We start from the raw sequence: 26,034 nt of genomic DNA on the forward strand, positions 1-26,034 counted from the left end.
GCTCGCCCGCCGGCCGTACACCCGGCCCTGAAACGGACTCTCATCCTTTTTCAGCGCCGATCGCGGCCGGTTCCATACCCGTATTCGCGCAGAATCGTCGTGAGACCTGCCACATCATCAGGCCGCGGCGGCTCCGGTAGGCCCCCTGCCCCGGCCACGGATATGCGCCGTCCCCTGCATACGTGGTGGAATCGAGGGCATGGACGAGTTCAGGGAAGAGCCCTCGAAGTACATCTGGCGATGGACCATCTGGTCCTGGGTGTGCGTGGGTGTGGCCGCCCTCATCGTGGTGATGGGCCTGACGGGCGGCGGTGCGCTCACCCCGTGGATCATCGGCGCGCTCGCCGTGGCGGTAGTGGGTGGCGTCGGGTTCGGGTTCGTTCCCCGTGCCTCGCTCGGCCAGACCACGCGGCCCATGACCACCGGGGCCAAGCGGAAGGCCGCCCGCAAGGGACCCCGGAACAGCTGACGGTCGGACCACTCGTGCTAATCTGAGTCCGCCTCCAGCAGGCATCGCCGATGTAGTTCAATGGTAGAACTTCTGCTTCCCAAGCAGATGGCGCGGGTTCGATTCCCGTCATCGGCTCCACAGCGAGAACGCCCCGCGGAGGGGCGAGAAACACTGTTCACTTGAAAGTCGTCTTATCGCGACACTTGTGGGTCTAGTGTCTCACCATCCGGCACAAGTCCGGATTACGGTGCTGTTCGCACCTCCCTCCCCGAAAGGTCCTCATGTCCTTGCTCAAGACCCCCCTCGCCCTCGCCGCCGCGGTCGCCCTCGCCCTGGGCGGTGCCGGCGTCGCCGCCGCCCAGGCCTACGACGACCACGAGTTCGACAGCCCCAGCGAGATCGACACGACCGGCCGTGGCGCCGAGACCACCGTCACCTACACCAACCGGACCGACCACACCCTGACCTGCGTCGTCCATGTCGGCGACCCCGAGATCGTCAACGCCCTGCACGTGGATTCCGCACCCGGCGACGGACCGCTCGATGACGAGACCATGCTCTCTCTCATCGAGGAGGCGATGGAATCCGGCCGGTTGGCGCTGGCGATGGGTGACGTCCCGCCGCAGGAGACCGCCGAGATCCCGTTCCTCTTCTCGCTCACGGACGCCTCGTTCGACCCCATCTCGTGGGGCACCTGCAGCGGCCACGGCAGCGACTACGGCGAGGTGGAGATCGACGTCCCGGAGGTCTCGTCGGGCTCACTCGGCTCGATCGACGTGTTCGGATCGCTCGGCGGCGGGTCGGGATCCCTGTCGGCTGCGCCTCTCGACCGCTGACCCTCCCCCACTGCACTGAACTGCGGAAGCCGCTCGCCGCGGGTCGGGACAGCCCTGTTCTGCCTCACCCCGGGTAGCTGGTCGCTCCCCGCCGTTGGTTCCGTCCTCGAGGCCCTCCCCACGCGGGGAGGGCCTCAGGTCACTTCCGTGCAGTCTTCACACGTCCGGGCCGGGTCGACCCGGATCGGTCCTGGCCGGCGCGGAGGATGACCCGGCCTTGCCGTTGTCGCCGCCGCGACGCCTCAGGAGCTGGAATCCGGGGATGCCCTGGACCGCCTCGAGACACTGTTGCGCCACCTCGAGGATCTGGTGCACCTCGGGGGCGACCGTGTCCAGGGACGCCAGGACCGGCATGACGTCGTTCTCGAGGCTGTCGCCCAGCGCGGGCAGGTGGTCGATGAACTGAACCACCGCCCTGATCTCCTCGGAGTCGACCGATTCGAGTATCTCGTCGGCGATCGGCTCCAGAAGCGCGATGGTCTTGTCCGTCCACACCAGCACCTCGGTGAGGCGGGTCACCACCTTCCTGGCGGTCTCCGGCGAGAGTTCAGCGTCGACCAGCAGGGCCTCGACGACCGGCTTGACGGGCGCCAGAGCCGAATCGGCGAAGTTCAGGAGCGGCTCCACGCGCCCGATGAGCCCGCCGGCCTCGATCACCAGCTCGTCCGCGACGTCGACCGTCGTACCGACCCGGGTCACCACACCGTCGGCCGAATCCACCGTCGAGTCGACCCTCAGCACGACCTCGTCCGCCGCGTCGACGGTTGAGCCGACGCGGGCGACGATCCCGTCAGCCGACTCAACCGTGGACCCGACACGAGCCACGATCCCGTCAGCAGAATCAACCGTGGACCCCACCCGAGCCACGATCCCGTCAGCAGACTCCACAGTCGAACCCACCCGAGCCACGATCCCGTCAGCAGAATCGACGGTGGACCCGACGCGGGCGACGATCGCGTTGGCAGTGGAGACCGTGCGGGCGACGTCGTCGACCACCCCGTCGGCCCGCGCCACCGTGGCGCGCACCCCGTCGACGGTGTCCGCCGCCGTCGCCACGACCCCGTCGATCGCGGCGACCGTGCGGTTGACCTCGTCCAACAGCCGCTGGATCCGTTGCACGATGCCCTCGACATCCTCCAGGAGCGCGAGGGCCCGCGCGGGCAGGAGGAGGAACTCCCGCGCCATCGAGAGTTCCCACTCGACCACCCGGAACGCGGTCTGGAGGAGGGACGACGGGGAGGGAACCCGGACCTGCATGTCAGCCATGGATCGATTCTGCCCGATCATCCCACCCGGGACCTCACGATCTGCGCACCATGGACGAAGCGACGGGTGGACATACCCGATCGTGTTCCCGGAGGGGTACGAGATGAACGCAGGGCAGGTAACGAACTTCGACGATCTACGACTCGACGACTCACCGGAGTACGGCGGGAAATCGGCCAACCTCGGGGAGATGACGGGCGCCGGACTCGCCGTGCCACCCGGCTTCGCGATCGGACAGTCGGCATACCTGGAGGCGATGGACGCCGGGGGCGTCCGTGCCCGCCTCCACGCCGAGAGGGTGCCAGAGGAAGGGCTCACCGAAGCAGAGCTCATGGTCAGGTCCGAGGACCTCACGCGGTCCGTCGCGCAGGTGGAGTTGCCTGCGCCCCTCCGCGAGTCGATCCTCGAGCACTACCGCGCGCTGGGAACCGATGTCCCGGTCGCGGTCCGCAGCTCCGCACCCGCCGAGGACGCCGGCGACACGTCGTTCGCCGGGATCCACGAGTCGTACACCGACGTCGTCGGCGGGGACGCCCTGCTCGACGCGGTCCGGAAGTGCTGGTGCTCGCTGTGGTCCCCGCGGGCGATGACCTACCGGGCGGTGTCGGGGTACGACGAGGAGCCGTCCATCGCGGTGGTCGTGCAGCGGATGGTCCGCTCCGACACCTCCGGGGTCGCCTTCACCGCGGACCCCCGGACATCGCAGACCGACCGGGTCGTCATCGAGGCCGCCTACGGCCTGGGCGAGGTCGTCGTCGGCGGGAAAGTCGAACCCGACACCTACGTGGTCGCCAAATCCGACCTGGAGATCGTCACCGCCCACGTGGGCCGGAAGGTCTCCCGGATCGTCGCCGGCCGCACCGACGAGGGACTCGTGCCCGTCCCCGAGGAGATGCAGACCGCACGAGTCCTCGACGACGAGCAGGTGCGAGCCGTCGCACGTCTGGCGATGGCGTCCGAGGAGCACTACGGCACGCCGCAGGACACCGAGTTCGCGATCGAGGACGGGGAGCTGTTCATCGTCCAGACCCGGCCGATCACCACCCTCGCGGCGCAGGCGACGAACGGGGACCCGGCGGGCGGGACGGGTGACGACGGAGACGTGTTCAATACCGACGCGTCCGACACCGATGTCGACCCGATCGTCGAGGGCCTGGGCGCCGGCCCGGGTGTGGCCACGGGGCGGGCGCGGGTCCTGCACGAGCTCGCCGACGGGGCCGACCTGGCGCCCGGCGAGATCCTGGTCGCCACGATGACCGACCCGGACTGGCTGCCGATCCTCAAGCGGGCCGCTGCGATCGTCACCGACGAGGGCGGCGTGACCTGCCACGCGGCGATCGTCGGTCGCGAGCTGGGCCGCCCCGTCATCGTCGGTACCCGGTCGGCGACCACCGACATCCGCGACGGTCAGACGATCACCATCGACGGCACCGCCGGCGTGGTCTACCCGGGCACCGTACGTCGGGCCACCGCCGAGCAGGCCCCGGCCGACGCCGGTCGGGCGCCCGAGGTGCGGACCCGCGAGGTCACCGCGACCGCCGTGTACGTCAACCTCGCGACCCCCGACGCAGCCGCCAGGGTGGCCGCGATGGACGTCGACGGTGTGGGCCTGCTCCGAGCGGAGTTCCTCATCACCAGCGCACTGGACGGCGTTCACCCACGCACGCTCATCGCCGAGGGGAGGGCGGAGGAGTACGTCGGCCGCATGGCCTCCGGCATCGCCACGATCGCCGCGGCGTTCGACCCCCGGCCCGTGGTCTACCGCGCCACCGACCTCCGCTCGAACGAGTTCCGTGGCCTGCTCGGCGGGGAGGTCGAGGCCGAGGAACGCAATCCGATGATCGGCTACCGCGGCTGCTTCCGCTACACCCAGGAGCCGGACCTGTTCCGGCTGGAACTGGACGCGTTGGCCCGGGTGCGCCAGAAGCACGGCAACCTGCACCTGATGATCCCGTTCGTCCGCACCAGGTGGGAGCTCCGGGCCTGCCTGGACATCATCGACGCCCATCCGATCGGCCGCGACCCGGGCCTCAAGCGGTGGATCATGGCCGAGGTCCCGTCTGTCGTCCACTGGATCCCCGAGTACGCCGCGATGGGCATCGACGGCGTCTCGATCGGGTCCAACGACCTCACCCAGCTGACCCTCGGGGTGGACCGCGACTCCGAGGTGTGCGCGGCGCTGTTCGACTCGATGGACCCGGCGGTGCTGGCGTTCATCGACCAGATCATCGACCGCTGTCACGAATCGGGGCTCACCGTCTCGCTCTGCGGGCAGGCCGCGTCGACCGACCCGGCGATGGCCGAGCACCTCGTCCGCAAGGGTGTGACGTCGGTGTCGGTGACACCCGATTACGCCGAGATCACCCGGCGGACCGTCGCGCGCGCCGAGAAGGCGATCCTGCTCGATGCGGCCCGTTCAGCCGGACGCCGCCCACCTGCGAAATAAGAGCGTTTCCTCACCTTGGACGGATCGCTGACGACGCACTAACATCTGTCTTGTTACCGACGGGTAGGTTCCGGTGCGCCCATGGCCACCAGAGCCGACCCGCGCGGCCACCTCAATTGCCACGACACCGCACTCCGATCGGAGAAGACCGTAATGGGTCACTACAAGAGCAACGTCCGCGATCTCGAGTTCAACATGTTCGAGGTCCTGCGCATGAACGAGGCACTCGACGCCGGCGAGTTCGGCGACATGGACACCGACACCGCCAAGGGCATCCTCGACGAGGTCGCCACACTCACCGAGGGCCCGGTCGCCGAGTCCTTCGCGTCGGCAGATCGCAACCCGCCGGTCTTCGACCCCGAGACCCATTCGGTCACCCTCCCCGAGGACTTCAAGAAGTCGTTCCGCGCCTGGTTCGACGCCGGCTACTGGTCGATGGGCCTCCCCGAGGACCTCGGCGGCATGCCCGCACCCCGCGCGATGGTGTGGGCCACCGGCGAGATGATGCTCGGCGCCAACCCGGCGGCGTTCATGTACGGCGCCGGCCCGTCCTTCGCGGCCGTGCTCTACGAGAACGGCACCGAGGAGCAGAAGAAGTGGGCGGCCACCTGTGTCGAGCGCGGATGGGGCGCCACCATGGTGCTCACCGAGCCCGACGCCGGCTCCGACGTCGGCGCCGGCCGCACCAAGGCCGTCAAGCAGGACGACGGCTCGTGGCACATAGAGGGCGTGAAGCGCTTCATCACCTCAGCTGACTCCGACGACATGTTCGAGAACATCTTCCACCTCGTCCTGGCCCGCCCCGAGGGCGCCGGACCGGGCACCAAGGGCCTGTCCCTGTTCTTCGTCCCCAAGACCCATTTCGACTTCGAGACGGGCGAACTGGGTGAGCGCAACGGCGTCTTCGTCACCGGCGTCGAGCACAAGATGGGCCTCAAGGTCTCCACCACGTGTGAGGTCACCTTCGGCGGCCACGGCGTGCCCGCCAAGGGCTGGATCGTCGGCGACGGCGAGCTCAACCTGGGCATCCGTCAGATGTTCGACGTGATCGAGCACGCCAGGATGATGGTGGGCACCAAGGCCATCTCCACCCTGTCGACCGGCTACCTCAACGCGCTCGAGTTCGCCAAGGAGCGCGTGCAGGGCGGCGACATGACCGAGATGGCGGACAAGAACGCCCCCCGCGTGACCATCACCCACCACCCGGACGTCCGTCGGGCGCTCATCCGCCAGAAGGCCTTTGCCGAGGGCCTGCGCGCGGTGTACATGTACACGGCCGCCCATCAGGACGTGTCGATCGCCGAGCGGGTCTCCGGCGCCGACGGCGAGCTCGCGCACCGCGTCAACGACCTGCTCCTGCCGATCGTCAAGGGCGTCGGTTCCGAGCGGGCGTACGAACTGCTCACCGAGTCCCTGCAGACCTTCGGTGGCTCCGGCTTCCTGCAGGACTACCCGATCGAGCAGTACATCCGCGACGCCAAGATCGACTCCCTCTACGAGGGCACCACCGCGATCCAGGCCCAGGACTTCTTCTTCCGCAAGATCGCCCGCGACCGCGGCACGGCGATCGGCCACGTGTCGGCGCAGATCAAGAAGTTCCTGGACAGCGACGCCTCGGGCGGGCAGCTGGCCACCGAGCGCGAGCACCTGGCCACCGCGCTCGCCGACGTCGAGGCGATCATCGGCACCTGCTTCGACCACCTGCTGGGTTCGCAGGACGACCCGAAGCGCCTCTACACGGTCGGCCTGGCGTCGGTGCGCCTGCTCATGGCGTTCGGTGACCTGATGATGGGGTGGCGACTGCTCGTCGGCGCCGAGGTGGCCCTGAGCAATCTGGACGGCGCGTCGGAGGCCGACAAGGCCTTCTACAACGGGAAGATCGCCGCTGCCAAGTGGTTCGCCAACAACGAGCTCCCGCTGATCACCGCCACCCGCGGGATCGTCGCCGGTCTCGGCAGCGACCTCATGGACCTGGACGAGGCCGCGTTCTGACGCAGGCCTGACCGAGTCCCCCGCGATCCCCGGGGGTTGTGCGCTGTGTCCGGTCCCGACACGGCGCACGACCCCCGGGGATCCGTGCATTTCGGGCGCATACCTCGCTCCGCGGCAAGGTGGTGCGGCCGGGTGGTTCGACCGGCCGACCGGGGGCCGCCCCGGTCGGCGGTCAGTTGCCGGGCAGCCCCGGGATCCGGAACTCCGGCAGGCCCGGGATCCGGATCGCGTCGTCCGGCACCGGCGGCGGCGCAGGCGGGCCGGGCGCCTCGTCCGTCGGAGTCGGCCGCTCGACCCGACACTCGACCCGGACCCTCGGCGCGTAGGTCGACGACACCGTGTCGGTGCTGACGGTGTCGTCGCCCCTCTGGACCACGCGCGTGACCCGGGCGGTGTACCCGTCGGCGCCCGGGTCCGGTGTGCACCCGGCGGTGGTGACGACGCGGGTCTCGGCGCGCCGGAGGTCGGCCCGTGGCGCGGTCGAGACCCGGACCGTGTACTCGCGGGTCCCCCACAGTCGGACGGTGACCGAGCTGCCGCTGCCCGAGGCGTCGATCACCAGGCCGGTGCCCTGATCGTTGCGGAATCCCACGTCCGCCGACGCGGTGGCGTCGCGACCGGCGGGGAACTGCGCCCCGTCGACACCCCGACCCGTCCGGACCAGTCCCTGTGCCCCGGACTCGAATGCGGCGTTGAACAGGGCCGTGGCCACCGCGTCGGCGGAGACGTCCCCGGAGACCGTGCCGGCGACGTCGGCCATGGAGAAGGACTCGCCGGCGGGGACGAGGTGCCCGGCGAGCGAGGCGATCATCGACTGAGCCCGGCCGCTGGCGCCCACCGCGACCGTGAACTCGCCGACGGGCTCGCGGATCCCGGCCCTCTCGGCGTCCTCGGTGGTGAGCTCCGGATCCCGGCCCACGTAACCGACGGGGAGCACCCGGGGTCCCTGGACGTCTGTGAGCTGACCCGGGAGTCCACCCAGCAGCGGTCCCCACGAGACCGTTCGTCCCTGGACCGCGGGGACGACGGACGCGGTGGACCCGCTGAAGGAGAACGTGGCGTCCCTGCCCTCCTGCTCGGTCTCCTCCAGGAGCGGCTCCAGGATCCCCTTGGCCGCGTCGGCGTCGAACCGGGGCTCGAGCTCGGCCCCGTCGCGCACGAAGGTCAGGTACTCCCCGATCCGGTCCCGGGGGAACAGGACCGGCACGGCGTCGGGGCCGTCGGCGTCGACCATCTCCATTTCCCGCTCGGCGGGGACCGCCCGCTCCCTGCCCGGGGGCGGCGGCGGGGCCGGCGGCCTGGTCGTGACGGTGGTGACGGGCGGCTCCGTCCCGTCCTCACGCATCCGCGAGGCGAGCAGCGTCATGTCGCGCCCGGCAGCGGGCTCGGCCACGTCGCGGATGAGCGCGCGGACCTCGTCCGCCTGCGTCTCGGTGGGGGTGTAGTCGACGACGAGGTCGACCCCCTCGTCGTCGAGCCAATGGGCGAGCACCGCATCGCGCGAGCTCTCGATCCGCAGGCGCTGGCCGTCCAGGGGGATGGCGGAGCGGACCTCGTCGCGGTCGAACCAGATGGCACCCTCGCGCGGCTCGAAGTCCGCCTGCAGTGCGAGCTTCTCCAGGAAGTCGGTCAGCCGTGCGTCGGGGATCACGCTGGAGATGCCCACCTCGGTGGACCACACCACGCTGATCAGCCGCGTCAGCGGGTTGAGCGGTTGTTCGCCCGCCCGGTCGAGGGTGCCCTGCCAGTCCACGGACAACCCGACCGACCGGGGGTCGAGGGTGGTGGACACGACCCCGGCGCGCAGATCCACCTCCTCGTCGACCCGCGGTCCCAGTTCGCGGATCAGGAGCTGCTCGGCGTCGGCCGTGCGCATCCCGCCCACCTGGATCCCGGCCACCTCGGCCCCGCGCGGAACCCGGCCGATGCTGTGGACCAGGTCGAAGCCGTAGAGCACGGACAGTCCCATGAAGACGCCGACACCCGTGTGGATCCACCGTGAGCGCACGCGATACCGGCGCCGGTCGGCGGCCGCGGGCTGCGGGCCGGCACCTTCTATCGCGACGGGCCGTGCGGGGCCGGCGTCGCCGGTGGTGGATTCGTCCACGCGTTCTCACGCCTCCTCAGGAGCGGGGGACTCTCGACCCGGTGGGGCGTCGACCGGGTTTATCCCACCCGAACCACTGTGGCGTCCACTATGACGGACCGGTACCGATGAGTGCAGCCCCCGCGCCGTACGCGGGGGCTGCACTCTCGGACGGCGTCAGCCGTGACCGGGTCTGGTCAGCGTGCCGGGTTCACCGTTCGACGATCGCCGTGACGCCCTGACCACCGGCCGCGCAGATGGAGATGAGCGCGCGGCCCGAGCCATTCTGCTCCAGCAGCTTGGCGGTGGCGGCCAGGATGCGGGCGCCGGTGGCGGCGAACGGGTGGCCGGCCGCCAGCGAGGATCCGTTGACGTTGAGCTTGCTGCGGTCGATCGATCCGAGTGCGGAGTCCAGACCCAGGCGCTCGGTGCAGTACTCCTCGGACTCCCAGGCCGCGAGCGTGGCCAGGACCTGCGAGGCGAAGGCCTCGTGGATCTCGTAGTAGTCGAAGTCCTGCAGGGTCAGGCCGTTGCGCTCGAGCAGCCGCGGCACGGCGTAGGTGGGGGCCATGAGCAGCCCGTCCGGGGTGCGGCCGTCGTGACCGTGGATGAAGTCGACCGCCGCGGTCTCCGAGTCCACCAGGTAGGCGCGGACCGGCAGCTTGTTCTCCTCGGCCCATTCCTCACTCGCCAGCAGGACGGCGGAGGCGCCGTCGGTGAGCGGGGTGGAGTTGCCGGCCGTCATGGTGGCCTCGGTGCCGTGGGCCTCGGCGTCGCGCTTGCCGAAGACCGGCTTGAGCTTCGCGAGCTTCTCCTCGGAGGAGTCGGGACGCATGTTGTCGTCGCGCGGCACGCCCAGGAACGGGGTGACCAGGTCGTCCTGGAAACCGGACTCGTAGGAGGCGGCGAGGTTGTGGTGACTGGTCGCGGCCAGCGCGTCCTGGTTCTCGCGGCTCACACCGAGCTCGCGGGCGGTGATGGCGGCGTGCTCGCCCATCGACAGGCCCGTGCGGGGCTCCGCGTTCTGCGGCTGCTCGGGGACGAGCGACTGCGGGCGGATGTCGCCGAGCAGCTTGAGCCGGTCGACCGTGCTCTTGGCCGAGGTGACCTTGATGAGGATCTTGCGCAGGTCGTCGTTGACGGCCAGCGGGGCGTCGGAGGTGGTGTCGGTGCCGCCCGCGATCCCGGCGTCGATGCGACCGACGGCGATGGCGTCGGCGACCTGGATCGCCGTGGCCAGTCCGGTGCCGCACGCCTGCTGCACGTCGTAAGCTGGGCTCGACGAGTCGAGCACCGAACCGATGACCGACTCGCGGGTGAGGTTGAAGTCGCGGGCGTGCTTCAGGACCGCACCCGCGGCGACCATGCCGACGCGCTTGCCCTGCAGGTTGTAGCGGCTGGCGAGGCCGTCGATCGCCGCGGTGAGCATGTCCTGGTTGGAAGCGTCCGCGTACTTGCCGTTCGATCGCGCGAAGGGGATTCGGTTGCCGCCTACGATGGCGACCTTGCGGGGGCTGGTGGTCACGTGTGTCACTCCCGTTGGTTCTCGGTATCCGGTGGCCCGCAACGCGGCCCGCCGAGTATTGTTACTCAGCAGTAAGTTACTTGTCGACCGGTAAAACCGCACCTCTCCAGGAGAAGATCGCCATGGCACAGGGCAACCTCGACCTCTATTCGCAGTTCGTGACCTCGGCCCCCGGGTCGTTCATCGCCGGCAAGGTCGGCCTCCCGCAGCCCGAGCAGCTCCGCCGACACGAGGCCGGGCAGCCCGCACTCCACGGACCGGTCCTGGTCGGGGGCGAGGGCCGCCTGGTCGAGCCCGTCCGCGCGATCCTCGAGTCGGACTACGATCTGGCCGGCGCGGACGCCGAGGGCAAGTTCGCCGGCCTCGTCTTCGACGCCACCGGCATCCGCCGCACCGAGGACCTCAAGGCCCTGTTCGACTTCTTCAACCCCGTCGTCCGCCGAGTCGCCGCCAGTGGCCGCGTCATCGTGCTGGGCACCACCCCGGAGGAGACCGGATCGGTCGAGGAGCGCATCGCCCAGCGCGCGCTCGAGGGCTTCACCCGCTCGCTCGGCAAGGAGATGAAGCGGGGCACCACCGTCCAGCTGGTCTACGTCTCCGCCGACGCCGACACCGGCGCCTCGGGGCTCGAGTCCACCCTGCGCTTCATCCTCTCCGGCAAGTCCGCCTACGTCGACGCCCAGGTGTTCCGCGTGGGCGCCGGCGCCGCGACCGCCCCCGCCTCCTGGGACCGCCCCCTCGAGGGCAAGGTCGCCGTGGTCACCGGCGCGGCCCGGGGCATCGGCGCGGAGATCGCCGCCGTGCTCTCCCGCGACGGCGCGCACGTGATCTGCTGCGACGTCCCCGCCGCCGGCGAGTCCCTCTCGGCGACCGCCAACAAGGTGGGCGGCACCTCGCTGCCGCTCGACGTGACCGCCGCCGACGCCGCCGAGGTGCTGGCCAAGCACGTGCAGGAGCGCCACGAGGGCGTCGTCGACATCCTCGTCCACAACGCCGGCATCACCCGCGACAAGACCCTCGCCGGCATGGACTCCGCCAGGTGGGACTCGGTCATGGCCGTCAACCTCATCGCGCCGGAGCGGATCACCGCCGAGCTCGCCGAGAAGGGCGTCCTCACCGAGGGCGGCCGCGTCGTCGGGGTCTCGTCCATGGCCGGCATCGCCGGTAACCGCGGCCAGACCAACTACGCGGCCTCCAAGGCCGGCGTGATCGGTTTCGTCGACGGCGCCTCCGCCGAGCTGGCGTCCAAGAAGATCACCGTCAACGCGGTGGCCCCCGGCTTCATCGAGACCCAGATGACCGCCGCCATCCCGTTCGCCACCCGCGAGGCCGGCCGCCGCATGAACTCCATGCAGCAGGGCGGTCTGCCGGTCGACGTGGCCGAGACCATAGCCTTCTTCGCCAGCCCCGCCTCCTCCGCGGTCACCGACAACGTGATCCGCGTGTGCGGCCAGTCCCTCCTGGGTGCGTGATCAGGGTGGATCACACTGACGCTCACTCCGTGCAGTACACCCGGCTTCCCGCCATCCCCACCCTGCTGACCCAGTACGGCAAGGCCGCCGTCGGCGCCCTCCCCGTGGTGGGCGGGAGCCGCGACGGCACATCGATGCCCGAGAAGGGCGTCGAGGTGGAGGGCGTGCGCGTGGACGCGGCCAACCTGGCCGCCTACGCCCGCGTCTGTGACCTGCGGTTCGGCGACGCGCTGCCGCTGACCTACCCGTTCACGCTGGCCTTCCCGTTGAGCATGCAGCTCATGCTGGACCCTGCCTACCCGGTGCCGGCAATGGGGTCGGTGCACCTGACCAACGAGATCGAGTCCCGCCGCGCGCTGCGGGTGGGTGACGAGCTCTCGATCCGCGCACGGGCCGAGAACCTGCGGGAGCACCCCGCCGGGTTGCTGCTCGACATCGTCACGGAGATCCGTACCGGCGACGACGACGAGCCGGCCTGGGTCCAGAGGTCGGGGCTACTCTCCAAGCGCAGGACGTCCCTGACCCCGCCCAAGGACGCACCGCGCCCGCCGCGGCCCGAGCCGCCCACCGCCGCGGAGATCGGCGACCCCACCGTGGTGAAGTCGGTGTCCGAGGCGCTGATCTCCGAGTACGCATCGGTGTCCGGCGACCGCAACCCCATCCACGTCTCCAAGGTGGGCGCCAAGGCATTCGGGTTCCCGGGCGTGATCGCCCACGGGATGTGGACGGCCGCCACCATGCTCGGCGTGGTCGAGGGCGCCATCCCCGAGCGGGCGCGCTACTCGGTGGAGTTCGGCAAGCCCGTCGTGCTCCCGGCCAAGCTCGCGATCTACGCCCGGCGCGGAACCGGTCCGGGCGTCGGAACCGGTGTGGGCGCGGGTACCGGCGACCCGGCCTGGTCGCTGCGGGCGCGCAACCCGCGCAAGCTCGGCACCGTGCACGCCACGGCCACCATCGAGGAGCTCTAGCTCCTCGCCGGGCGCGCGTCGCCCCCGACCCCGGTCACCCGCTCCCCTCAGGACGGGTGACCGGGGTTTTGTGGTCGGTGCGGTACCGCACCTGAGAGTTTGTGCATATGGTCTGTGTCACACCACAAGTCGTCCGCACATCGCAGAGGAGCCGCAGATCGTATGACCACGACCGCCCGCACCATCACCTCCCGTATCCGTTCCCGATCGATGGCCGGGGTGGCCGTGGCGGCCGCCGTCGCCCTCGCGGTCCCCGCCGTGGCACAGGCCCAGTTCGGATCTCTCGGCGGCGGCTCGGTGGACACAGGTTCCGTCCCGCCGGACGTTCTCTTCCCGCCTGAGGTGGGCGTCGGTGCGGGCGAGGGCGTGCGGGTGGTCGAGGGCCCCGCCGTCACCACGACGACCGTCATCGACCAGCTGAACATCCCGTGGGACGTGGTCCGTTCCCCCGACGGCACCCTCCTGACCGGCGAGCGCGGCGGCCGCATGGTCGCGCAGCTCCCGGGCGGCGAACGTCGGGATGTCGCGATCGACCTTCCCGGCCTGGTGCGCCAGTCGGAGAGCGGCCTGATGGGCATGGCCGTCGATGCCGGATTCGCGCAGAACCGCGAGATCCACGTGTGTTACTCCCAGAACGCCGGGGGGACGCGGGACAACCGGGTCACCACCTTCCGGGCGGCCGAGGACTGGTCCGAGTTGACCCGGGTCCGCGATGTCGTCACCGGTATCCCCCTGGGCGCCGAGGGGATCCACAGCGGCTGCCGTCTGCTGGTCGACGACGACGGGTCGATCTACATCGGCACCGGCGACACCTACACCGCCACCGATCCGCAGGATCCCACCTCACTCGCCGGGAAGACGCTGCACGTCAATCCTGACGGGACCGCCGCTTCGGGCGACTCGGTGATCCACACGATCGGACACCGCAACGTCCAGGGTCTGGCCGTCCAGCCCGGCACCGGCCGCGTCTACTCCGCCGAGCACGGACCGGACCGCGACGACGAGGTGAACCTCCTCGAGCCCGGCGCCAACTACGGCTGGAACCCGAACATCGGTGGGAGCTACAACCAGAACGTCCCGATGACCGACACCGAGCAGTTCCCGGACGCGGTCGAAGCCGTATGGTCCTCGGGTCGCCCGCCTCTGGCCCCGGCGGACATCGAGTTCCTGCGGGGCGAGGCGTGGGGCGAGTGGGAAGGCGGACTCGCCATGGCCAACCTCAGGGAGCAGAAGCTGGTCCTGTTCCGCCTCTCCGAGGATGGCCGGTCGATCGTCGACGCCTCCGTGCTCCTCGAGGGTGACTTCGGCCGCCTGCGTTCGCTGACGCCCGAGCCGGACGGCTCGCTGCTGGTCACCACCTCCAACGCGAACAACCGGGACGAGGTCTTCCGCGTCAGCCCCGCAGCGCTGTAAAGGTACTGCTGCAGGATCCGGGTCAGGGCGCGAGGTGCCGTCCGGCGGGCGACTACAGCCGCAGGACCTGCCGGGCGGCGTCGGCCAATGCGACCGCGTAGCCGGCGCCGTGGCCGGCCGAGTGGGTGGCCAGCGGGTGCAACTGATGTAGCGGCACCCGCTGCTGCCAGCCCTCCCGAAGCGGGTGCCGCTCCTGGTAGCCGCGCAGGATCTCGGCCAGGTGAGGCGCGCCGAACAGTGCGAGCATGGCCAGGTCGGTCTCGCGATGCCCGCCGTGGGCGGCCGGGTCGATGAGCACGGCCTCGACGGCACCTGTCCCGGCAGCCGAGCTGGCTGGCGCCCACAACACGTTTCCCGTCCACAGGTCGCCGTGGACGCGGGCGGGTTCGTCGCCGGGGTGGTCCAACTCGCCGGCCGCGATCCGGTCGCAGGCCCGCTCGATCACCGCGAGGTCGGCGCCGCCGAGCACTCCCATGTCCACCGCGATCGCCACGAACGGGCGCACGCGCTGCTCGGCGTAGAACTCCCCCCACGACCCGGTGGGTCTGCACTCCTGGGGGCGGTTGCCGATGAAACACCGGCCCGCCCAGCCCTCGGCGGGTGCGCCCCAGGCGGCGGCCCCGGCGTCGTGCATCGTGGCCAGCGACCGCCCGAATCGTCGAGCCGCCTCCGTCGTGGCGCGACCGGCGGAGATGGTCTCGAGGGTGATCTCGTCGTCGTCGACCCCCAGGACCTCCACCACCCGGGGCCCGCCGGGGGCCGCGGCGAGCCAGGCCAGCCCGGCGGCCTCATGGCGGAAGAAGTCGGGGCCGTGCCGGGAGCCCCGCTTGACGAACGGTTCGGCCCCTCGTGCGTCGCTCATGCGCGCAGCTCCTGCCTGTGATCGGACGGCCCCTGATCGGTGTGTGCCTGGCCGGTGTGTGCCTGGCCGGTGTGTGTCTGATCGGTGTGTGTCTGATCGGTGCGCCCCTGACCGGACCGACCGAGCAGGGGCCCGGCAAGCACGGTGATGAGGACGCCGCCCACGAGCACCGGGATGACGGTCCACCGCATCCCGGCGTGCTCGGCGATCAGGCCGACCAGCGGCGGGGAGGCCAGGAAGCCCAGACGCATGACCCAGTTGAGCACTGCCAGGCCCGTGCCCGGGGTCAGACCCGGGACGGAGTCGGCGCCCACCATCGCGCCCGGGATCACGGTGGCGATCCCCCACCCGGCCAGAGCGAAGCCCGCGAGAAGGACGGCGAGCAGAGCGGGGCCGTCCAGGGCGAACGACGCGATCAGAGCCGCGCCCGCTCCCATCACCACGCAGCCCCCGCCCATGCGGCCGACGTGCGCGGCTCCGAATCCGTCGACCAGTCGGTCGCCGGTGATCCGCCCGACCAGCTGCGCGCCCTGGACGGCGATGAAGCCCAGCCCCGCGAGCCCGGCGCCGGCCACCGCGACCTCACGGAGGTAGAGCGCGGACCACGTCTGCGCGAAGTCCTCCACGATCGCGGCGCAGGAGGCGAGCAGGCCGAACGCCACCAGGAGGAGCAGCATTCCGCCCCCCGGTATCCGGCGGTGCGGGGCCGCTGCAGGGGGAACAGCTGTGGCCGCCGGCCCGGGGTCCCGGTCGAGGTCCCGTCCGGAGCGGTCCTCTGCCGCTCCGGGGCCCAACCGCAGGGGGTAGGCGGCCAGCACGGCGAGCGCGCAGACGACGCCCGCCGCGCTCATCTGGCCCACCACGGGTGCCCCGGCCCCGGCGGCCACCGAGCCACCCGCGGCGCCGAGCACCGCCCCGAGCGACCAGACGGCATGGAAGCGGTTGATCAGCGACCGACCGTGCCGCAGTTGTACGCGGATGCCGTGGGCGTTCATCGCCACGTCGGTGAGGGCGTCGCACAACCCGAACAGCAGGAGCAGCCCGGCGAACACCCCGACGACCGGGGACAACCCGATGAGGGCGGCGACGAGCGAGGCCAGGACCATCGTGGCCACGGCCACCGCCCCGTCCGAACGCCTGCGCAAAAGGGCCGGGGCGAACAGTCCCCCCACGAGTGCGCCCGCCGGGTAGCACGCCATCGCCAGGCCGAACACGGCCGGACCCAGCTCGAGCGCGTCCTTGAGGTCCGGCAGTCGGGGGACTATGGCGCCGAAGATCGCCCCGTTCGCGGCGAAGAGCAGTGCCGTGCCGGCCACCGGGCCCCGGAGGGAGGCGCCACGGTCGTCGCCGCCCGCCGTCCCGCCCGCATGCTCGTCCGCCGCGCCGTACGCCGCCCCTCCCGTCGCGATCACGACCGTCAGACTACGTCGTGCACCCACGCCGGTAGCGTTGTCGAAGGTAACGGGCGGACGGGCAGGTAGGAGCGCGATATGTACGGGGTGACGGCTGAGATCGAGGCCACGGACGACGGCCGCCACGTGGTGTGCAGCGTGCCGCTCCCGGTGGCGACGGACGTGGTGTGGGACGCGGTCTCGACCGGCGAGGGCATCTCCTCGTGGTTCGTGCCGTGCGCCCTCGAGCCGCAGGTGGGCGGACGGATCGTGCAGTTCGCCGACCCCGGGGCCCCCGATCCCACGACCGGGCCGGAAGCCGCTGCCGAGGCGATGCTCACCGCGACGGTCGGCGAGATCACGGTCTTCTCACCTCCCACGGGCAGCGTGCCCGGTGTGTTCACCTTCGAGGAACGTGACTGGATGGGCGAGGGGATCCCGGTGCCCCCGTGGACGACTTCCTGTGAGGTCGCCGATGACGGCGAGGGCGGCACCGTCCTGACCCTGCGGTCGGGGTTCGCCTCCGGCGGGCAACTCGCGGAGGAGTCGGTCGACGGCAGCGTCAGCGGTTGGTACCAGTCCCTGACCGTGTTGGCACACCGGCTCACCCACCGGCCCGCCGACGGCGTGGTGACCGTCCACGCCGCCACCGATCCCGTCGAGTCGTCCCTACCCGAATTGTGGTCGCGCGTCCTCGGCCGACTGGTAGCCCCCGCGGCCGGCACCGGCGTGGTGGCCCGGCCCGGAGAGGTGGCCCGATCCGGCGCGGTGGCCCGGTCCGGAGAGGTCGGGGGCATCGTCGCGACGGAGTCGGAGGCCTCGGCGCTGATCGTGCTCTCCGCGCCTGTCGACGGCGTGATCGAGCTCTACGTCTTCCCCGCCGGGGACACGCCCGAGGACGCCAAGGGCAGCGCCGCGGTCGCCGTCCGCGCATACGAGTACGTAGACGCCCCGGGCACCACCGGCGCGCCGCTCGGGGCCGCCGCGGTCGACGGGGTCGAGCCCACCTGGGACGCCGAGCGCTGGCGTGGGTGGCTCGAGGCCCTGGTCACGGGCTGATCCGGGGGTAGCCCCCGAACGGTGACGAAACATCCCCGCTTGGTGCGACGATGTCCACCGAGACAGCAGTACTGTGTCGGAGAGCACCAGCCGTGCACCGATCACGAACCGCACGAACAGCAGACCGACGAGGAGCACCATCCGAATGGCGGATTCCAACGACACCGTGACCATCGCGACCGGCGATGGCGCGTCCGGCACGACCCTCCTGGGCATCGGCGCCTACCGTCCACGTCGCGTGGTGAGCAACGAGCAGATCTGCGAGACGATCGACTCGACCTCCGAGTGGATCTACGAGCGCTCCGGCATCCTCAACCGCCACCGCGCGGAGCCGGACGAGACGATCGTCTCCATGTCCAGCGAGGCCGCCAAGAAGGCCGTGACCTCCGCCGGCATCGACCCGGAGCTCATCGACGCGGTGATCGTGTGCACCTCCACCAACTGGACCCAGGTTCCGCACGCCGCCCCGCAGGTGGCCACCGACCTCGGCCGTAACGGCATCGCCGCGTTCGACCTGACCGCCGGTTGTGCGGGGTTCGGCTACGGCTTGGCCGTGGCCACCAACATGATCCGCGGCGGTGGCGCACGGTACGTCGTGGTGGTGGGCGTGGAGAAGATGAGCGACGGCATCGACTACTCCGACCGCAACACCTCGTTCATCTTCGGTGACGGCGCCGGTGCCGTGGTGGTGGGCCCGTCGGAGACCAACGACATCAGCCCGGTGGTCTGGGGGTCCGACGGCGAGAAGGGCGATGCCATCAGCCAGACGAAGGACTTCAAGCAGTACGTGGACGAGGTGGACGCCGCTGCCGCCGACGGGCGTGACGAGGCCGTGATCCAGCCGTTCCTGACGATGGACGGCTCCAAGGTGTTCCGCTGGGCCGCCGTCCAGGTGTCCAAGGTGTGCGTGCAGACGCTGGAGACCGCGGGCGTGACCGCGGAGCAGATCCAGGCGTTCATCCCCCACCAGGCCAACGGTCGCATCAACTCGGCCATGGCCAAGCACCTCGGCCTCCCCGACTCGGTGGCGATCGCCAACGACATCGAGCAGACCGGCAACACCTCGGCGGCCTCGATCCCGCTGGCCATGGAGGCCATGCTGCGCGACGGTGAAGCCGAGCCGGGCCAGATCGCACTGTGCATCGGATTCGGTGCGGGCCTGTCCTACGCAGGCCAGGTCGTGCGGCTGCCCGCCGCGCCGCCCGTCGACTGACGGCCCGCCCCACGCTGCGCCCGCCCCACGCTGCGCCCGCCCCACACAGCGCCCGCCCCACGCAGCTACTCCCGCGGCCCCGGTTCCCTCGAACCGGGGCCGCGATCCTGCTTGATGGACAAGTGTTCATGAGAGAGTGATCCCATGCACACTCCACGTCTCCGCGGCTCCACTCGCCGTGCGGTCACGGGTACCGCCGTGGCGGCCGCGACCGCTCTCCTGACCTCGCTCGCCGCCCCCGGAGTGGCCCAGGCCGCTCCCGGGATCCCTCTCGCTCCCCCGGCGACGGGGTCCACGATCGAGCAGGCGGGCGGGTCCGCGCAGACTCTGGGACAGAACATCGCAGGTCAGATGAGCAGAGCCGGCCTCGGCCCGTCCGTCTACGCCGGCACCGGAACCGGTCCGGCACGCTATGTGGCGTTGGGCGATTCGTACGCCGCGGTCGGCCGGGTGGCGCCGGGATCCTGGGGCGCCGGGCCGGTCGCGTGTGTGCGTACCGACGACGCCTACCCCACGGTCGTGGCCCGTGAGCTGGGTGTGGGGACGTTCATCAACGCCAGTTGCGGTGGAGCGACCGCCGACGACTTCTGGGAGTCCGCGCGCAACGGGGCCCCGCCCCAGCTCGACGCCCTGGACGCTCAGACCGACCTCGTCACCATGACCATCGGCGGCAACGACGTGGGGTTCGCCGCGGTGATCGTGGCGTGTGCACTGCGGCCCAACACGGCCCCTGAACTCCTGCCGGCCGTCGACGCGGTCACCGGGACGCTGGCCGAGGGCTTCGACACCACCACCGGCTGTGGCGACGTGATCGACCGCCAGGCCTCGCAGGCCCTGCGAACCCTCGACGGGCGTATGGACTCCGTGTACGCCGAGATCGCCCGCCGCTCGCCGGACGCCCGCGTGGTGACCGTGGGGTACCTGTCCGCGATGCCCGACGACCAGACGGTCCGGAACTCTCCCGACTGCGCGCCGTTCATGGCCATCTCCGAGGCCGAGCGGGACAAGGTCCGTGGGTTCCAGGAGAGCATCAACCGGGTGGTCCGGGACGCGGCCGACCGCAACGGTGCCACCGTCGTGATCCCCGACGAGCCCGGGCACTCGATGTGCACGTCCCCGGAGACCCGATCGGTCGACTTCACCGGGCTGCAGACCGCCTCGGTGCCCGTGCATCCCACGTCCGCCGGGCACGCTCACGTGGCCGGCAGGGTGCTGTCCGCGCTGGCCGGGCGGCCGTGACGGTGATCGACGGCGAGAGAATCACTTAGTTGACAAAACCGCCAACGGTGCGGCGGTCGGGATAGCAGACTGAGCCAATGTTCACCCCCCTACACCGCCGCGCCGTCGGCTCACGCACCCTCACCACGTCCCTCGCCCTGGCCGCGTCCCTCGCGCTGGCCGTCGCACCCGTCGCCGCTGCGCAGTCGACTACCGGGGCGGACGGCACGATCGCCCTCGGCTCCCTCGGCTCCACGGCCGGGACCCCCCTCCCCGCGACCGGCTCGCTCGGTTCCCTGGCCCAGCCCGCCTACGCGGACTACGTGGCCCTGGGCGACTCGTACGCCGCGCTCGGCGACAGCCGCGAGTCGGCCGGTGGGCCCGCGGCGTGCAGTCGGAGTCTCGCGAACTACCCCAACCGGCTGGACGCCTACCCGGCCGTCGACGACCTCACCGACGCCACGTGCGGTGGGGCCCAGATCCCCGACCTCGCCGGTTCGCAGTCCGCGGGCGTCCCGCCGCAGTTCGACGCTCTGGACTCGACCACCGACCTGGTCACACTGTCCATCGGCGGCAACGACGTCGGCTTCGGCACCATCGTCGGCTGCATCACGCAGGGTGCTCTCCCCACCGACCCCCGCGCGCCACGCGACTGCCGCGCGGAGCTCGGCGGGACCGTCGCGTCGGACATCACCGAGGTCTTCGGCGACGGCGGGGAGATCGACGAGGTCTATGCGGCCATCGGCGAGGCCGCACCGGGCGCGACCGTCATCGCCACGCAGTACCTGCCGTTGATGCCCGAGTCGGACGAGGACGGCTGCGCGTTCACCGAGGCGCTCACCGAGGACAACCTCCAGTGGGCCCGTGAGGTGGCGGAGTCGATCAACGACGCCGTCGACGACGCCGCCCAGCGAAACGGCCACATCTCGGTGCTGCCCACCTCTGATGTCGACCGCAGCGCCTGCGCCCCGGCCGATGAGCGCTGGACCGACTTCTTCGGCGGGGCGCCGACCTACGCCGCCGGGATGCACCCGACGGCGCTCGGTCAGCAGGCCATGGCCGACGCGATCGCCGCGGCGATCTGACCCAGCCCACCCAACCGCTCCCGACCACCGCCGCCCCCGGCGACGAACACCCAGCGTGAGCCGATGCTCGCGCGGGGGTTCATCGCCGGGGGCGGCTGCGTGTCAGATCAGCCCTCGAACAGCCCCTGCCCCACGTACCCGCCCTCCGGCGCGCCGGGCGGGAGCGCGAACACGGCGGACCCGATCGGGATGGTCCACGTGTTGAGCGCGTCCTGCTCGGCGAGCCGCTGCTGGACGGGGATGTAGGTGCGCACCGGGTCGGCCTGGTAGGCGGTGAAGATCAGGCCGCTGTTGCTGATCAGGCCGCGCTCCGGCGGGTCGTCGTAGTTGTACGGCCGCCGGAGCATGGCCTCGCCGCGATCGCGCTGCCGGGCCCGCGCCATGTGCGACTCGGGCGGGATCACCGGCAGACCGACGTCGTCGATGGCCTCGAAGTCGGCCGGGTCGTGCTCGGCCACCCCGGTCAGCGGCGCTCCGGTGTCGATCCGCCGGCCCATGCTCAGCTCGCGGGAGGTGCGGTCGATCTCCTCCCAGGTGTCCATGGTCATTCGGATTCGGCGCAGCACCAGTGAGGACCCGCCCCGCATCCACCGCTGGACCTGCCCGTCAGACGAGCTGCCGTCGGAGAACACGACCTGGTCGTAGTCCACGTCATCGGGCCGAGGGTTGACGGTCCCGTCGATCTGACCGAACAGGTTTCGCTGCGTGCGGCCGGTCGGGTCGGTGCCCACGGCCTTGCGGAACCCCCGCTGCGCCCATTTCTGTTCGGCCACCCCGCGCACGCCGGAGGCCAGGATCCGGGCGGCGTGCGAGACGATCAGCGGGTCGTCGGCGCAGATCTGCAGCAGCAGATCCCCTTCCGACCACCGGTCCTCGAGCTGGTCGATCTGCGGGAACGCCGGCAACTGCCGCAGCCACGACGGCCGCCGTTCGGGCAGGCGCACCGCGTCGAACAGTCCGGGACCGAACCCGATGGTCACCGTGAGCCGTGCCGGGTCCTCGGCCAGTTCGGGCTCGAGATCGGCCAACCCGCCGCGACCCGAGGTGAGCCGTGCGGCGTCCTGGGACCACGCCCGCAGGACGCCCTGGACCTCGGCGCGGGTCGCCCCCGCCGCGATGTCGAATCCGACGAACGCGGCGTGGGCCTGCGGCGGTGTGGTGATGCCGGCCTGGTGTGCGCCGTGGAAGGGCTCGGTGGCCGCCCCCACGACTCGCGAGTCGGCGACCGTCTCCCAGTCCGGGACGGCCTCGCCGTCGTCGAGGGCTCCCCGGCCCGCGTACCCGGCGGCGCCCCCGACCACGCCGCCGACCAGGCCACTCCCGACGACAGCGCCACCCACCACGGCTCCGGCGCCGCGGGTGAGCACCGACCGCCGTGACAGACCGCGGGAGGCCTGATCAGCCATCGTGGCTCATGGCCCCGTGGTCCATACCCCCCTCGTCCATGCCGCCGTGGTCCATACCGCCGTGCTCGCCGCCGACGTACTCCTCCTCGCCTCCACGGAAGTCGCGGGCGGAGACGGTGACGTCCTGTTCGGTGCCGCCGCCCTGAGTGCCGCCGGAGAACTCGAGCGTCAGGGTGATCTGCTGGCCGGTGGTGATGGGCTGGTCCAGCTCCATCAGCATGATGTGGTCGCCGCCGGGCGCCAGGATTAGCTCGCCGCCGGCGGGGACGAGGAAGCCGTCCTCCTTCTCCTGCATCATCATCCCGCTGCCGCCGGGGACGGTCTCGTGCAGTTCGGTGCGGCCCCCGAGCTCGCCGGAGACGCCGGTCAGGTGGACGTCGTCGTCGCCCGGGTTGCGGATGGTGCCGAAGACTCCGCTCATGTCGGTGCCGGTGGCCTTGGCCCAGCCATCGTCGAGAGTCACGACGCTGGTGGCCTCGGCGCTGTTCGTCTGGTCGGGGGCGCCGGTGGCCTCGGTGGTGTCGTCGGAGGCGCACGCCGCAGTGGTCAGGGCGAGGGCCAGTGCGGTGGCCGCGGCGAAGGCGGCACGCTTGTGGGGGGCACGTTTGTGGGAGGCACGGGTGTGGGAGGCACGGGTGTGGGAACGCATGGGTGTGTCAGTCCTTGGTGTGGTGTGTGAGGTCGCCCGGCAGCGCGTGGCGCAGCCGGAACGTGAGGTCAGGTCACACAGCCACGGGCGGCGCCCGGGTGCCTCCGCGGGCAAGGAGGAACCGGCCGCGTGGGGCGCCGGCGTCGTAGGAGGAGACGAGCTTGGCGACGACGACGAGGTGGACGGTCGCCAGAAGCGGCATCACCCGCGCTGCCACCCAGGCCAGGGATACGGACAGGACCGCCACCAGGGCGAGCGTGACGGCGATGGCGGCCAGGTGGGCGCCGAGCATTCCGGGGGTCAGCAGCGCCGCCGGGGAGGTGGCCAACTCGGATCCCGAAGCACTGTCCATCGCGGCGCGGACGAGTGCTGGGTCGGTCACGTGGTGGCCGAGCGCGGCGTGCGAGGAGCCCGGTGTGGACGAGTGCGTGTGCCCGGTAGCCAGTGCCAGGTGAACGGCGCCCTGCCCTACGATCAGACCGCCCGCGGCCACGAGGATCGGAGACCGTTGCCGGGCTATGGCCGCGGTGGCGGCCCCCACGCCCGCGCTCGCCGCCGCGATCAACAGGATCTGGCCGGGGGTCGGGGCCACCGCAGTCGTTCCGGCTGCCAGGCCGTGGGCGGCGATGCCGAACACCGCGCTGACCACCGCGACGACGATCCCGACGGCCGCTGCCACCACGGGCGGGACCTCGGCTCGGAATCGGTCGGCGGGCATGAGCCAATTCTAGATCGCGTGCGGGGCCGGACCTATCCGGCGTCTGCGGGCCCGGCTTCTGGGTACTCGGTGTCGGCGGATTCTGTGTCAGCGGATTCGGTGTCAGCGGATTCGGTGGCGGGCTCGATCCGGGTGCGTTCCTCGTCCGCCAGTCCCGCCTCGAGCCGCGCGAGCATGTGGGGGCGCATCTCGGGCAGGTCATCGACCGCGAACCAGCGGACGTCGGTGTTCTCGCCGTCGGCGGGGTGCGGATCGCCGCCGAGGTAGGTGCAGGCGAAGGTGTGGTCGAGGTATTGCGCGCGGTCGCCGTTGGCGTAGGTGACCATCCGGGAGACGCCGATGGACGCGACGCGGTCCACGCGGATGCTCACGGCGGCTTCCTCCAGCGCCTCGCGGACTGCGGCCTCGGCGGGATGCTCGCCCGGGTCGACGATGCCGGTGACCGGGGTCCACCAGCCGTTGTCGGCCCGGCGAACCAGCAGGACGCGTTCGCCGTGGGGGTCGCGGATGACGGCGGTGGCTCCGGCCAGCCAGAGCGGCGCGGTGCCCAAGTGGCGGCGGAGCTCGAGGACGAAGTCGGGGACGGACATAGCCCAGAGCGTATCCAGACACAGGAAATGCAGCGATCCCCGCCGACCGTGAGGTCGACGGGGATTACTGGTGGAGCTATCCGTTCGCTGACTCAGTCAGCGTGGATGGGGCAGAACCTCAGTTCTGCTCCTCCTCGGGCTCGCACTCATCCTGCTCCATGGAGCCGTTGTCCTTGAGGAACTCGATGGCCTCCGGCGGCAGCGTGCAGACGATGCCGACGTCGATCGACGGGAGCGGCGACAGGTTGACGCCACCGGAGACGACGAGGCCGATGCCGATGCCGGCAGCAGCGAGCGAGCCGACTGCGAGCAGGCTTCCGGCGTCGGAACCGGTGCCGGCCTCGGAGCCCTCGATGACAGAGCCGAGGTCCAGGTCATCCGAACCGGCGTCGGAACCGGAGGAGAGGTCGCCCGAACCCGTGAACAGGTCATCCGAACCGGCATCCGAACCGGTGAAGATGTCGTCAAGCGACCCATCAAGGTCATCCGAACCCGCATCCGAACCCGTGAACAGGTCATCCGAACCCGCATCCGAACCGGTGAAGATGTCGTCAAGCGACCCATCAAGGTCATCCGAACCCGCATCCGAACCCGTGAACAGGTCATCCGAACCCGCATCCGAACCGGTGAAGATGTCGTCAAGCGACCCATCGAGCTCATCCGAACCCGCATCCGAACCCGTGAACAGGTCATCCGAACCCGCATCCGAACCGGTGAAGATGTCGTCAAGCGACCCATCGAGCTCATCCGAACCCGCATCCGAACCCGTGAACAGGTCATCCGAACCCGCATCCGAACCGGTGAAGATGTCGTCAAGCGACCCATCGAGCTCATCCGAACCCGCATCCGAACCCGTGAAGATGTTGGTCAGCGAACCGGTGTCCAGATCGTCCGAACCCGCATCCGAACCGGAGGAGAGATCTCCCGAACCGGTGAACAGGTCGTCCGAACCCGCGTCCGAACCGGTGAACAGGTCGTCCGAACCCGCGTCCGAACCGGTGAACAGGTCGTCCGAACCCGCATCCGAACCGGCCAGGAGCCCGTCGGGACCCGTGGAACCGAGGGCAAGACCGAGGTCCAGACCCAGGCCTCCGAGTGAGGCATCCGGGCCGGACGAGCCGAGCGCGGTGCCGAGATCGAGGTTGAGGCCTGCGCTCTGCGCGTTGGCGACACCCGGCATGGAGCCGAGCGCGAGTCCGGAGGCTGCGATGACGGCGATCATCCGCTTGGTGTTCTTCATAGGAATTGCCTTCCTGATTGTTGGTGACGACCCAGCGACCCGGGTTCTCCCCCTCGTCGCCCGGTCCGGCGTGCAGCCCTGGGGCTACTCACCGTCGGATCGTGTCACCACCCTATCGAGCAATTTTCTGGACTTGTTACAAGAAGTC

21 protein-coding genes and 1 tRNA gene are annotated in these 26,034 nt (G+C 70.8%); 12 read left to right on the forward strand and 10 right to left on the reverse strand.

Annotation, left to right across the window (positions count from 1 at the left end; translation table 11 throughout):
- Nucleotides 1–199 precede the first annotated feature (199 nt).
- From A6048_RS15360 to A6048_RS15370, 3 genes are all read left to right on the forward strand, one after another.
- Nucleotides 200–469 carry a hypothetical protein gene (locus tag A6048_RS15360; RefSeq protein ID WP_107746726.1) on the forward strand — a complete coding sequence of 90 codons (270 nt, stop codon included), beginning with the start codon at nt 200–202 and terminating at the stop codon, nt 467–469.
- Nucleotides 470–515: 46 nt separating this feature from the next.
- Nucleotides 516–589 (forward strand) — tRNA-Gly (locus A6048_RS15365).
- Between the two features lie 143 nt (nt 590–732).
- A complete protein-coding gene (locus tag A6048_RS15370; protein ID WP_107746727.1) occupies nt 733–1,287 on the forward strand; it encodes a hypothetical protein in 555 nt (184 codons plus the stop codon).
- Nucleotides 1,288–1,443: 156 nt separating this feature from the next.
- Here the strand turns inward: A6048_RS15370 and A6048_RS15375 are convergent, their stop codons facing one another.
- Nucleotides 1,444–2,553 carry a methyl-accepting chemotaxis domain-containing protein gene (locus A6048_RS15375; protein ID WP_235027563.1) on the reverse strand — a complete coding sequence of 370 codons (1,110 nt, stop codon included), beginning with the start codon at nt 2,551–2,553 and terminating at the stop codon, nt 1,444–1,446.
- Between the two features lie 103 nt (nt 2,554–2,656).
- Here A6048_RS15375 and ppsA point away from each other — a divergent pair, with 103 nt between their 5' ends.
- Both ppsA and A6048_RS15385 read left to right on the forward strand, forming a co-directional pair.
- Nucleotides 2,657–4,999, forward strand: coding sequence for a phosphoenolpyruvate synthase (gene ppsA, locus A6048_RS15380; RefSeq protein ID WP_107747211.1), 2,343 nt, complete (start codon nt 2,657–2,659; stop codon nt 4,997–4,999).
- A gap of 153 nt (nt 5,000–5,152) precedes the next feature.
- Nucleotides 5,153–6,991 carry an acyl-CoA dehydrogenase gene (locus A6048_RS15385; protein WP_107747212.1) on the forward strand — a complete coding sequence of 613 codons (1,839 nt, stop codon included), beginning with the start codon at nt 5,153–5,155 and terminating at the stop codon, nt 6,989–6,991.
- Nucleotides 6,992–7,163: 172 nt separating this feature from the next.
- Here A6048_RS15385 and A6048_RS15390 read toward each other — a convergent pair whose 3' ends face one another.
- Both A6048_RS15390 and A6048_RS15395 read right to left on the reverse strand, forming a co-directional pair.
- Nucleotides 7,164–9,098, reverse strand: coding sequence for a VanW family protein (locus A6048_RS15390; RefSeq protein WP_107746729.1), 1,935 nt, complete (start codon nt 9,096–9,098; stop codon nt 7,164–7,166).
- 190 nt (nt 9,099–9,288) lie between these two features.
- The gene (locus A6048_RS15395) at nt 9,289–10,602 is read right to left on the reverse strand and encodes an acetyl-CoA C-acetyltransferase (RefSeq protein ID WP_107746730.1); all 1,314 of its coding nucleotides are present in this window, start codon (nt 10,600–10,602) and stop codon (nt 9,289–9,291) included.
- A 122-nt stretch (nt 10,603–10,724) separates the two neighbouring features.
- On the opposite strand from A6048_RS15395, the gene A6048_RS15400 reads away from it, so the two are divergent.
- From A6048_RS15400 to A6048_RS15410, 3 genes are all read left to right on the forward strand, one after another.
- Nucleotides 10,725–12,074, forward strand: coding sequence for a 3-oxoacyl-ACP reductase (locus tag A6048_RS15400; protein ID WP_107746731.1), 1,350 nt, complete (start codon nt 10,725–10,727; stop codon nt 12,072–12,074).
- Nucleotides 12,075–12,103: 29 nt separating this feature from the next.
- Entirely contained in the window at nt 12,104–13,042 is a 939-nt protein-coding gene (locus A6048_RS15405; RefSeq protein WP_107747213.1) for a MaoC family dehydratase, read from the forward strand.
- A 162-nt stretch (nt 13,043–13,204) separates the two neighbouring features.
- Nucleotides 13,205–14,455 carry a PQQ-dependent sugar dehydrogenase gene (locus tag A6048_RS15410; protein WP_235027562.1) on the forward strand — a complete coding sequence of 417 codons (1,251 nt, stop codon included), beginning with the start codon at nt 13,205–13,207 and terminating at the stop codon, nt 14,453–14,455.
- Nucleotides 14,456–14,507: 52 nt separating this feature from the next.
- Here the strand turns inward: A6048_RS15410 and A6048_RS15415 are convergent, their stop codons facing one another.
- Both A6048_RS15415 and A6048_RS15420 read right to left on the reverse strand, forming a co-directional pair.
- The gene (locus A6048_RS15415) at nt 14,508–15,317 is read right to left on the reverse strand and encodes a fructosamine kinase family protein (protein ID WP_107746732.1); all 810 of its coding nucleotides are present in this window, start codon (nt 15,315–15,317) and stop codon (nt 14,508–14,510) included.
- Nucleotides 15,314–16,729: an MFS transporter gene (locus A6048_RS15420; RefSeq protein ID WP_244911020.1), complete on the reverse strand. Its 1,416-nt coding sequence runs from the start codon at nt 16,727–16,729 to the stop codon at nt 15,314–15,316. The genes A6048_RS15415 and A6048_RS15420 overlap by 4 nt, the downstream gene beginning before the upstream one ends.
- Nucleotides 16,730–16,807: 78 nt before the next feature.
- Here A6048_RS15420 and A6048_RS15425 point away from each other — a divergent pair, with 78 nt between their 5' ends.
- The 4 genes from A6048_RS15425 to A6048_RS15440 all read left to right on the forward strand — a co-directional run bounded on the left by A6048_RS15425 (nt 16,808) and on the right by A6048_RS15440 (nt 21,283).
- Entirely contained in the window at nt 16,808–17,767 is a 960-nt protein-coding gene (locus A6048_RS15425; protein ID WP_107746733.1) for an SRPBCC family protein, read from the forward strand.
- A gap of 145 nt (nt 17,768–17,912) precedes the next feature.
- Nucleotides 17,913–18,980, forward strand: a complete 1,068-nt coding sequence (locus A6048_RS15430; RefSeq protein ID WP_107746734.1) for a beta-ketoacyl-ACP synthase III — start codon at nt 17,913–17,915, stop codon at nt 18,978–18,980.
- 144 nt (nt 18,981–19,124) lie between these two features.
- Nucleotides 19,125–20,219 carry an SGNH/GDSL hydrolase family protein gene (locus A6048_RS15435; protein WP_107746735.1) on the forward strand — a complete coding sequence of 365 codons (1,095 nt, stop codon included), beginning with the start codon at nt 19,125–19,127 and terminating at the stop codon, nt 20,217–20,219.
- A 77-nt stretch (nt 20,220–20,296) separates the two neighbouring features.
- The gene (locus tag A6048_RS15440) at nt 20,297–21,283 is read left to right on the forward strand and encodes an SGNH/GDSL hydrolase family protein (RefSeq protein ID WP_107746736.1); all 987 of its coding nucleotides are present in this window, start codon (nt 20,297–20,299) and stop codon (nt 21,281–21,283) included.
- A gap of 107 nt (nt 21,284–21,390) precedes the next feature.
- On the opposite strand, the gene A6048_RS15445 is transcribed toward A6048_RS15440, so the two are convergent.
- From A6048_RS15445 to A6048_RS15465, 5 genes are all read right to left on the reverse strand, one after another.
- Complete coding sequence (locus tag A6048_RS15445) at nt 21,391–22,689, reverse strand: Dyp-type peroxidase (RefSeq protein WP_107746737.1); 1,299 nt, start codon at nt 22,687–22,689, stop codon at nt 21,391–21,393.
- Nucleotides 22,682–23,338 carry a copper chaperone PCu(A)C gene (locus A6048_RS15450; protein WP_107746738.1) on the reverse strand — a complete coding sequence of 219 codons (657 nt, stop codon included), beginning with the start codon at nt 23,336–23,338 and terminating at the stop codon, nt 22,682–22,684. Before A6048_RS15450 ends, A6048_RS15445 begins: the two co-directional genes overlap by 8 nt.
- 73 nt (nt 23,339–23,411) lie before the next feature.
- Nucleotides 23,412–24,056, reverse strand: a complete 645-nt coding sequence (locus A6048_RS15455) for a hypothetical protein (RefSeq protein WP_162845672.1) — start codon at nt 24,054–24,056, stop codon at nt 23,412–23,414.
- A gap of 32 nt (nt 24,057–24,088) precedes the next feature.
- Nucleotides 24,089–24,646, reverse strand: a complete 558-nt coding sequence (locus A6048_RS15460) for an NUDIX hydrolase (RefSeq protein ID WP_107746739.1) — start codon at nt 24,644–24,646, stop codon at nt 24,089–24,091.
- 118 nt (nt 24,647–24,764) lie between these two features.
- Nucleotides 24,765–25,886: a hypothetical protein gene (locus A6048_RS15465; RefSeq protein ID WP_107746740.1), complete on the reverse strand. Its 1,122-nt coding sequence runs from the start codon at nt 25,884–25,886 to the stop codon at nt 24,765–24,767.
- Nucleotides 25,887–26,034 lie beyond the last annotated feature (148 nt).

Source organism: Dietzia psychralcaliphila (assembly GCF_003096095.1).
Lineage (GTDB): Bacteria > Actinomycetota > Actinomycetes > Mycobacteriales > Mycobacteriaceae > Dietzia > Dietzia psychralcaliphila.

Coding starts and splice junctions, on each gene's coding strand:
- A6048_RS15360 (WP_107746726.1), top strand. CDS start 200: ATGGACGAGTTCAGGGAAGAGCCCTCGAAGTACATCTGGCGATGGACC.
- A6048_RS15370 (WP_107746727.1), top strand. CDS start 733: ATGTCCTTGCTCAAGACCCCCCTCGCCCTCGCCGCCGCGGTCGCCCTC.
- A6048_RS15375 (WP_235027563.1), bottom strand. CDS start 2,553: ATGGCTGACATGCAGGTCCGGGTTCCCTCCCCGTCGTCCCTCCTCCAG.
- ppsA (WP_107747211.1), top strand. CDS start 2,657: ATGAACGCAGGGCAGGTAACGAACTTCGACGATCTACGACTCGACGAC.
- A6048_RS15385 (WP_107747212.1), top strand. CDS start 5,153: ATGGGTCACTACAAGAGCAACGTCCGCGATCTCGAGTTCAACATGTTC.
- A6048_RS15400 (WP_107746731.1), top strand. CDS start 10,725: ATGGCACAGGGCAACCTCGACCTCTATTCGCAGTTCGTGACCTCGGCC.
- A6048_RS15410 (WP_235027562.1), top strand. CDS start 13,205: ATGACCACGACCGCCCGCACCATCACCTCCCGTATCCGTTCCCGATCG.
- A6048_RS15415 (WP_107746732.1), bottom strand. CDS start 15,317: ATGAGCGACGCACGAGGGGCCGAACCGTTCGTCAAGCGGGGCTCCCGG.
- A6048_RS15425 (WP_107746733.1), top strand. CDS start 16,808: ATGTACGGGGTGACGGCTGAGATCGAGGCCACGGACGACGGCCGCCAC.
- A6048_RS15430 (WP_107746734.1), top strand. CDS start 17,913: ATGGCGGATTCCAACGACACCGTGACCATCGCGACCGGCGATGGCGCG.
- A6048_RS15435 (WP_107746735.1), top strand. CDS start 19,125: ATGCACACTCCACGTCTCCGCGGCTCCACTCGCCGTGCGGTCACGGGT.
- A6048_RS15440 (WP_107746736.1), top strand. CDS start 20,297: ATGTTCACCCCCCTACACCGCCGCGCCGTCGGCTCACGCACCCTCACC.
- A6048_RS15445 (WP_107746737.1), bottom strand. CDS start 22,689: ATGGCTGATCAGGCCTCCCGCGGTCTGTCACGGCGGTCGGTGCTCACC.
- A6048_RS15450 (WP_107746738.1), bottom strand. CDS start 23,338: ATGCGTTCCCACACCCGTGCCTCCCACACCCGTGCCTCCCACAAACGT.
- A6048_RS15455 (WP_162845672.1), bottom strand. CDS start 24,056: ATGCCCGCCGACCGATTCCGAGCCGAGGTCCCGCCCGTGGTGGCAGCG.
- A6048_RS15460 (WP_107746739.1), bottom strand. CDS start 24,646: ATGTCCGTCCCCGACTTCGTCCTCGAGCTCCGCCGCCACTTGGGCACC.
- A6048_RS15465 (WP_107746740.1), bottom strand. CDS start 25,886: ATGAAGAACACCAAGCGGATGATCGCCGTCATCGCAGCCTCCGGACTC.